The 8,863-nt window shown below is 26.1% G+C and carries 6 protein-coding genes; 5 read left to right on the top strand and 1 reads right to left on the bottom strand.

The features are described from left to right. Positions 1-29 precede the first annotated feature (29 nt). The 5 genes from pseI (at position 30) to L8W69_RS07505 (ending at position 8,449) form a co-directional block, all read left to right on the top strand. A complete protein-coding gene (gene pseI / locus L8W69_RS07485; protein WP_263666803.1) occupies positions 30-1,064 on the top strand; it encodes a pseudaminic acid synthase in 1,035 nt (344 codons plus the stop codon). Positions 1,065-1,066: 2 nt separating this feature from the next. Continuing rightward, entirely contained in the window at positions 1,067-2,965 is a 1,899-nt protein-coding gene (locus L8W69_RS07490; protein ID WP_263666804.1) for a motility associated factor glycosyltransferase family protein, read from the top strand. A 55-nt stretch (positions 2,966-3,020) separates the two neighbouring features. Then, a complete protein-coding gene (locus L8W69_RS07495) occupies positions 3,021-4,757 on the top strand; it encodes a motility associated factor glycosyltransferase family protein (RefSeq protein ID WP_263665827.1) in 1,737 nt (578 codons plus the stop codon). A 2-nt stretch (positions 4,758-4,759) separates the two neighbouring features. Continuing rightward, positions 4,760-6,376, top strand: a complete 1,617-nt coding sequence (locus tag L8W69_RS07500) for a motility associated factor glycosyltransferase family protein (RefSeq protein WP_263666805.1) — start codon at positions 4,760-4,762, stop codon at positions 6,374-6,376. 192 nt (positions 6,377-6,568) lie between these two features. Next, positions 6,569-8,449 carry a motility associated factor glycosyltransferase family protein gene (locus L8W69_RS07505; protein ID WP_263666806.1) on the top strand — a complete coding sequence of 627 codons (1,881 nt, stop codon included), beginning with the start codon at positions 6,569-6,571 and terminating at the stop codon, positions 8,447-8,449. Positions 8,450-8,476: 27 nt separating this feature from the next. On the opposite strand, the gene L8W69_RS07510 is transcribed toward L8W69_RS07505, so the two are convergent. Next, the coding region (locus tag L8W69_RS07510; protein WP_263666807.1) for a flagellin at positions 8,477-8,863 on the bottom strand (387 nt) is incomplete at its 5' end.

The following is an 8,863-nucleotide window of genomic DNA, read 5'->3' on the forward strand; positions in this document are numbered from 1 at the left end:
TTTTTATTTAAATTAAAAAAGGTTTTTTAATGTTTATAGAAAATTTTAACACAAATGAAAAGGTTTTCATCATCGCTGAACTTTCAGCCAATCATGCAAATAGTCTTGAAATAGCTTTAAAAACTATACAAGCAGCCAAACAAGCAGGAGCTGATGCTATAAAAATTCAAACCTATACCCCAGATAGCTTAACACTAAATTCTGACAAAAAAGATTTTATTATTGAAGGTGGTTTATGGCATGGACGCAAACTATATGAGCTCTACGAAGAAGCTAAAACTCCTTATGAGTGGCATGAAAAACTTTTTGAATGTGCTAAAAATGAAGGTTTAATTTGCTTTTCTAGTCCTTTTTCTAAAGAAGATGTAAATTTTTTAAGGCAATTTAATCCCCCAGCTTATAAAATCGCTTCCTTTGAAGCAAATGATTATGATTTTTTGCGTTATGTAGCAAAAGAAAACAAACCTACTTTAGTTTCTACAGGCATAGCCTATGAAGAAGAACTTGAAATGATTGTTAAAATTTTTAAAGAAGAAAACAATCCGAATTTGATTTTGCTAAAATGCACCTCAGCTTATCCTTCACAAATTTGTGATTTAAATTTAAATGTCATAAAAACTTTACAAGAAAAATTTAACACTATTATTGGTTTAAGTGATCATAGCGAGGGATTTTTAGCACCAACTTTAGCCGTAGCTCTTGGTGCAAGAGTTATAGAAAAACATTTTATATTAGACAAAACTTTAAATAGCGCTGATGCTAAATTTAGTCTTGATTTTGAGGAATTTAAGCAAATGTGTTCTATGGTGCGTTTAAGCGAGCAAGCTTTAGGAAACAAAGAATTTAGCATGGATGAAAAAACTTTAAAAAACCGCCATTTTGCAAGAAGTTTATACGCAAGCAAAGACATCAAAAAAGGTGATATTTTCACACGAGAAAATATAAAAAGCGTAAGACCGAGCCTAGGTTTGCATCCTAAATTTTTACCTATCATGCTTGGTAAAAAAGCAAGTTGTGATATAGAATTTGCTAAAGCTTTAGAAGAAAAACATTTCAAGGAATAATCATGGAAAAACATATTTTTAATAAAAATTTAGAAGCTTTAAAAAATAAAAAATTAAAAGAAAAATTAGAAAATTTTAAACCCCAAAATTTCCAAATTCTACAAGGAAAAGACTCCCTAGATATTAATTTTATACATCATGGGGGGGGGTATACACTATATAGCAATACTCTTAGTGAGTTAAATGAAAAACTAAACTTATATAATGATAAATATCTTTTATACCCTGTGCTTTATTTTTATGGTTTTGGTAATGGAATTTTATATAAAGCCCTTTTACAAAACAAAAATAGACAAAAAATAGTTATTTTTGAAAAAGAAATAGAATTTATTTATCTAAGTTTTCGATGTATAGATTTTAGTGAGGAATTAGAAAATAATTCTTTGATTATTTTAGATAATAATGATTTAAAAGCGATTGATTTTCAAATACTTTTCTACAATAACCCTTTCTTTAATTTTTTAAGAACATATTTTTTAGATTTACACTGCGATTATTATGAAAAATATCAAGAAGATATTTTAAAACTCAACATAAAAATACAAGAACACATAAAGCAAGTTGTATTAAGCAATGGAAATTCATCTCAAGATGCCTTACAAGGTATAGAAAATTTTGTTTATAATCTTCCTGATATTATCTCAAATTATTCTTTCAAAGAATTACTTTTAAAAAGAAAAAAACAAGCAAAAAACGCAATCATAGTTTCTACAGGACCATCGCTAATAAAACAACTTCCTTTATTAAAGCAATATGCTAATTATGCTAGTATATTTTGTGCTGATAGTGCTTATCCTATACTAGCAAAACACAATATAAAACCTGATTATGTATTATCTTTAGAAAGAGTAATAGAAACTTCAGAATTTTTTAATAATGATTTTGGTGATTTTGACAAGGATATAGTGTTTGTTTTAGCTAATGTTGTTCATAAAAACACAGTTACATTTTTAAATAAAAATCATAAAATTACATTTTTACAAAGAAGCTCAGGTTTTACCCACCATCTTAAGCTAAAAAATTTTGGCAATTTACACTCATCTCCTAGTGTAGCAACTATGGCATATTTTTTAGCCCTAAATTTAGATTTTAAAAATATTATATTTATAGGCCAGGACTTAGCTTATGCTGATGATGGAGCTTCACATCCTGAAGAATATTACTATGGAAAATATGATACTTACGATCCTCAAGAAATTGATTATAGCTTAACAACATTAGCTTACAATGGGAATCATTATGTAAAAACAAATGAAACTTGGATGATTTTTAAACAAATGTTGGAATTTTTTATTTCTTCTAACATGAAGATCACAACCTATAATTGCACCGAAGGTGGAGCCAGAATTAATCATACCATAGAAAAACCATTTAAACAAGTATGCAAAGAACTACTAACAAAAGAACTCAAAAAACCTTTTGCTAAACTTGAAAAATTAAATGAGAACAAGCAAAAAGAATTAATGTTAAAAGCATTTTACAAAATTCATCAAGTTTTAAAGCTATGCCATACTTTAATCAAAGAATGCATTCACTTATCAAACAAATTAAATTTTATGGGAAATGATGAAAAGAATTTTTCATTATTGATTAAAGAATTAGATTGTTTTAAAACTAAATTTGAAAAAATAAATGTTTTAAAAGAATTAGTTAATCCTTTAAACACTCAATTTGAGCTTAATCTTGCTAGAATTTATGTACTTAACCCAAAAACAAAAGAAGATGTTTTTAACAAAAATTATCTTTGGATTAAAGAACACTTAGAATGGTTAGAACTTATAATAGGCCATATAAAAAAATTACAAGAAAGTCTAGAAAAAAATATTACAAATTTAGAAAAAGAATTGATAAATAAAAATCTCCAAAAACAAATTTCAAGGATAAAAAATACCTTGTTTTAATGTTTTTATAAAATATAGTAATTTTGATATAATAAAATAAAAATTTGGACTTTAAATGAATAAAGAATTATTTTTAAAAAACACCCAAGCTCTTTTTGAAGTAGATCAAATACTAGCTTATGAGTTGAGAAAAATCACTCAAAATCATAAATTTAAAATCATAGAAAATAAAATTTTTGATTTGCAAAATCAAGTTTTTTTAGATGAAAATCATTCTTTTGATTATGATAAATTTCAATTATATCCAGTATTATTTTTTTATGGTTTTGGCGATGGAAAATTTTTTATAGAACTTTTAAAAAATCAGAATTTAAAACATATTGTTATTTTTGAAGAAGAATTAGAAATTTTATATCTAGCTTTTCATATGATTGATTTTACCACGCTTCTTAGAAAAGAAAAACTTATTTTGTTTTTTACACCAAATATCAACACCGCTCAACTTAAAGTTTTATTTAATTATCCACAAATCAAACATACGCTGAAAATTTTCAATTTTCATTTTTATAATGATTTTTATATTAATTTTTATACACCCAATGCTCAAAATGTGATGCAAATTTTATTAAATCTCATAAAAACACTAATGCTTGCTCGTGGAAATGACCCAAAAGATGCTTTGCTAGGAATAAAACATAATATTATAAATTTAGAAAAAATCATCACTCATACGCCTTTTAAAAATCTAATAAAAGATAGAAAAGCAAAAGCAAAAAATGCCATTATAGTTTCAACAGGTCCTTCTTTGATGAAACAACTTCCGCTTTTAAAAAAATACCAAGAAAATGTTGTGATTTTTAGTGCTGATAGCTCTTATGCTATCTTAGCCAAAGAGGGAATTAAGCCTGATTATGTCTTTTCACTAGAAAGAGTAGATTTTACTAGCGAATTTTTTAATAATGATTTTGGAGAATTTGATAAAAATATATTATTTATCATAGCTTCTTTAACTCATCCTAAAACCATAGAATATTTAGAAAAAAACAATAGAAATTATATGCTTGTTTTAAGACCTTTGTTTTTTGAAAGCAAACTTGGCTTAAATGAATATGGTTTTTTGGGAAATGGCATGAGTGTTGCTAATATGGCTTATGAGTTAGCTGGAGCTTTAAGATTTGAAAATATTATTTTAATAGGGCAAGATCTAGCTTATAGTGATGATGGAAAGTCTCACCCAAAAGAACATTTATATGGTGATCAAGGAGATGAAGAAGTTGTTTATAAAACAATCTGTGCATATGGAGGCAATAAAGAAGTAAAAACACAACTCACATGGTATTTGTTTTTAAAAAGTTTTGAAAAAGATATAGCTCTAGCTAGAGATATATTAAAAATCAAAACTTATAATGCCACAGAAGGTGGGGCAAGGATAGAAGGAACTATAGAAAAACCTTTTAAAGAAATTTGTGAAGAGTTTTTAAAAGAAAAAATTGAAAAAAATATTATTTTAACAAAAGCAAAAAATCCACAAAAAAAACTAAAACAATGCAAAGAAAAACTCAACAAACAAATAAAACAAAGTGAAATTTTTATCAATGAATGTAAAAAAGCTATTAAAGATAAAAGCTTAGAAAGATTAGAAAAACTAAGACTTAAGCTCCCAAAAAGTGAATTTTTTTCAGATATTTTACAAGCTAGATGCTTTCAAAATGAATGTGAGGTTTTAAAATACAAAGTTGAAAAAGAAAAAAATACAAAATCTTTCTTAGAACAACAAATCGATTTTTTTGATGAGATTATTTTATATCTTGAAAATTATAATAAAACTATAAAAGAAAATTTAAAGGCATAATTATGAATCATGAGCTTTTTAAGAAAAATATCCAATCCCTTAACCCATCTTTTCAAAAACTTTTTAAAAACATCAAAAAAACACCATATAAAATAATACAAGGAAACGATTCTTTAGATATTAATATTAAAGATAAACAAGGAAAGATAATTTATGAAAATCCTATTTTAGAATTAAATACTATGCTGGCAAAATATGATCAAATGTATAAATTATATCCTGTGCTTTATTTTTTTGGATTTGGAAATGGAATTTTATATAAAGCTCTTTTGCAAAATCCAAATTTAAAGCATATCATAGTTTTTGAAGACAACTTGGAATTAATCTATAGCTTGTTTTTTCATATAGATTTTTCAAAAGAATTAAAAGCAAATAAACTAATTTTAGCACAATGCAATATGCCAAATTCTGCATTACTTTCTTTAATGTCAAGAAATCCTTTTAGAGAATTTACAAGAACATATTTTTTAGAAATACATTCTAGATACTATGAAAGATTTGCAAATGATATTTTAAATTTAAATCAAAAAATACTCTCTTGTATAAGATCTATTGCAACTATAAAAGGAACAGACACTAAAGATACTTTACAAGGGATAGAACAATTCATGGAAAATATTCCAAAAATGCTTTCAAAACCTTGCTTAAAAGAATTGCTAAATAAAAGAAATACATTGAGTAAAAATGCAATCATAGTATCTACTGGACCATCTTTAAGCAAGCAGCTACCTTTACTCAAACAGTATCAAGATAATGTGGTAATTTTTTGTGCTGATAGTGCTTATCCTATTTTATATCAAGAAAATATCAAGCCTGATTATGTTTTTATGGTTGAAAGAGGAGAAATTACTGCGGAATTTTTTAATAATGACTTTAAAAATTTTGATAAAAACACATTATTTATTTTAACTTCATTAGTTCATCCTAATGCAATTAACTATCTAGAGCAAAATAATAGAAAATTTATATGTATATCAAAAGAAACTTTTGAAACTTATTTTGGTTTAAATGCTTTTGGTTATGTTGATTTAGCAATTTCTGTTGCACATTTAGCTTTTATATTTGCCAATCTATTAAATTTTAAAAATATTTTTTTTATAGGACAAGACTTAGCTTTTAATGATCTAGGACACTCTCACCCTACAAACTACAAGCATAGTCCAACTTATGAAAGTCGATTGGAAAAAATTGATACTTTGGCTTATGGTGGCAAGGGCTATGTAAAAACACATATTGCATGGGATATGTTTAAAACTAATCTTGAACATTTAATCACAAATTCAAAAGCAAAAATTTATAATGCCACAGAAGGTGGGGCAAGGATAGAAGGAACTATAGAAAAACCTTTTAAAGAAATTTGTGAAGAGTTTTTAAAAGAAAAAATTGAAAAAAATATTATTTTAACAAAAGCAAAAAATCCACAAAAAAAACTAAAACAATGCAAAGAAAAACTCAACAAACAAATAAAACAAAGTGAAATTTTTATCAATGAATGTAAAAAAGCTATTAAAGATAAAAGCTTAGAAAGATTAGAAAAACTAAGACTTAAGCTCCCAAAAAGTGAATTTTTTCAGATATTTTACAAGCTAGATGCTTTCAAAATGAATGTGAGGTTTTAAAATACAAAGTTGAAAAAGAAAAAAATACAAAATCTTTCTTAGAACAACAAATCGATTTTTTTGATGAGATTATTTTATATCTTGAAAATTATAATAAAACTATAAAAGAAAATTTAAAACAATAACACATCAAATTTTTGATAAAAAACATAAAAAATGACGATATTATTTTTTTAATCAAAAAGGATAAAAATGAAAACAGAGATTTTTAAAAAAAATTTAAAAGCCTTAAAAGGAAGTGAATATCAAACACTAAAAAGAAAATTAGGTAGAATAAAAGAAGCTAAAGATTATATTTATGTTTTTGATAAAGATCCTTTAAATTGTAATATATGTTATAAAAATATAAAAAATTTATATATAAATCCTTTAAAAGAACTACAAGAAAAAATTGAGCTTTTTAATAAAGAATACTTAAGATACCCTATACTTTTTTTCTATGGATTAGGCAATGGTATATTTTACAAAAGTTTGCTTGCAAATAAAGAACATAAAAAAGTTATTGTATACGAAAAAGATATTGAGTTGATATTTTTAGTTTTTAATATGATAGATTTTTCCAAAGAACTTTTAGAAGGTAGATTTATTTTAATCCATACAAAGGAATTTAACTATACAAAAGCTGATACATTGTGCTCTTTTTTAAATTTATTTTTAAAAACTTACACTCTGCATATTCATTGCGAATTTTATGAAGAAAAACAAAAAGAAGAAATTAAAAACATAAATGATTTAAATTCCAAAGTTATTAAAAATATTGCCTTAAGAAGAGGAAATGACCCAATTGATGCTATGCAAGGTATAGAGCAATTTGTTCTAAACTTACCTAAAATGCTTACACATCCAAGTTTTAACGAATTTAAGAAAAAAAGATCAAATAAAAGTAAAAATGCTATATTGGTAGCTACTGGACCTTCTTTAAAAAAACAACTTCCTTTACTTAAAAAATATGCTAACAAAGCTACTATATTTTGCGCTGATAGTGCTTATCCTATCTTAGCAAAGGCGGGTATAAAACCTGATTATGTTTGTATGCTAGAAAGAGATGATGTAGTATCAAAATGCTTTGAAAATGATTTTAAAGAATTTGATAAAGACATTACTTTTATTTTAGTTTCACTAGTATATAAAGATAGTATAAAATTTTTAGAAAAAAATAAAAGAAAATATATTTTAGTTTCAAGATCATTACCTTTTGCTTATTCTTTAGGATTGCATGATTTTGGCTATGTAAGCGGTGGAATGAGTGTAGCACATTTAAACTATGAACTAGCACTTTTACTAGGGCATGAAAATATCATCTTAATAGGACAAGATTTAGCTTATAGTGATGATGGACAAACTCATAGTGAAGGATTTTTACATGAAAGTTATCACGAAGGAGATTTTGAACGCGATCATGGAAAATTTGAAACCTTAGCTTATGGTGGAAAAACTTATGTGCAAAGTTCAGAGGTTTGGATGTTATTTAAACAAATTTTTGAAAGTTTATTTCACAAACAAACAAAAGCAAAAATTTACAATGCCACAGAAGGCGGAGCAAGGATAGAAGGAACCATAGAAAAACCTTTTAAAGAAATTTGTAAAGAGTTTTTAAAAGATGAGGTAAAAAAACCTTTTCCAAAGCTAAATCCGCCAAAACGCAAAGATAGCCAAGAGCTTATGCTAAAAGCTTACAAACAAATCAAACAAAATATAAAAGCTAATGAAAAATTCTTAAAAATTTGTAAAAAATTACATAAAGAATTAAACTATCAAAGCAAAACACACTATACTTTACATGAGTTAAATACAAAAATAGATCAACTAAAAGAGACTATAGAAAGTAATAAATACATTTTCTTAAGAGAAGTTTTAAGTCCTTCTTTATTTCATCTTGAAAGTAATTTCTCAAAAATCTATGTTAATCCTATGCACAATGATAGCGATAAACAAAATAAACTTGTTGCTTGGATTACAGCACATAAATCTTGGCTAGAAGAAATCAGTGAGTTAGCTTTAGTCCAAGAAAAAGCTTTAAAAATAGCCATTATACCTTTACAAGATATTTTAGAAAAAAGAAATTTAATATAAGGCAAAACTGCCTTATATTATTTGGATTTATTGTAAGAGTTTTAAAACATTTTGTTGCACAGCATTAGCCTGACTCATAGCATAAGATCCACTTTGAGCTAAGATGTTGTATTTAGAGAAATTCGCACTTTCTGCTGCAAAGTCTACATCTCTGATATTTGATTCAGCTGATTTGATATTTACTTGAGTTACACTGATGTTATTTAGTGTAGCTGTGATTTGATTTTGCACCGCGCCAATATCAGCTCTAATGGCATCTAGATTTGCTGTAGCAGTTTCTACTATATCCATCACAGCCATAGCACCTTTAAGAGTAGTAACACCTGGAGTTTGATCATTAGCTGCTATACTTAAAGATCCAACACTAGTTGCAAAATTAGCAAATTGAGAAGATCCATCGCCTGCTGCGCTTAT

Origin of the sequence: Campylobacter sp. CNRCH_2016_3089 (assembly GCF_025772505.1) — a bacterium.
Classification (GTDB): Bacteria; Campylobacterota; Campylobacteria; order Campylobacterales; family Campylobacteraceae; genus Campylobacter_D; species Campylobacter_D lari_D.

What these genes read in the sequence shown, in the direction of transcription:
- pseI (WP_263666803.1), top strand. Translation starts at nt 30, where the DNA reads ATGTTTATAGAAAATTTTAACACAAATGAAAAGGTTTTCATCATCGCT.
- L8W69_RS07490 (WP_263666804.1), top strand. Translation starts at nt 1,067, where the DNA reads ATGGAAAAACATATTTTTAATAAAAATTTAGAAGCTTTAAAAAATAAA.
- L8W69_RS07495 (WP_263665827.1), top strand. Translation starts at nt 3,021, where the DNA reads ATGAATAAAGAATTATTTTTAAAAAACACCCAAGCTCTTTTTGAAGTA.
- L8W69_RS07500 (WP_263666805.1), top strand. Translation starts at nt 4,760, where the DNA reads ATGAATCATGAGCTTTTTAAGAAAAATATCCAATCCCTTAACCCATCT.
- L8W69_RS07505 (WP_263666806.1), top strand. Translation starts at nt 6,569, where the DNA reads ATGAAAACAGAGATTTTTAAAAAAAATTTAAAAGCCTTAAAAGGAAGT.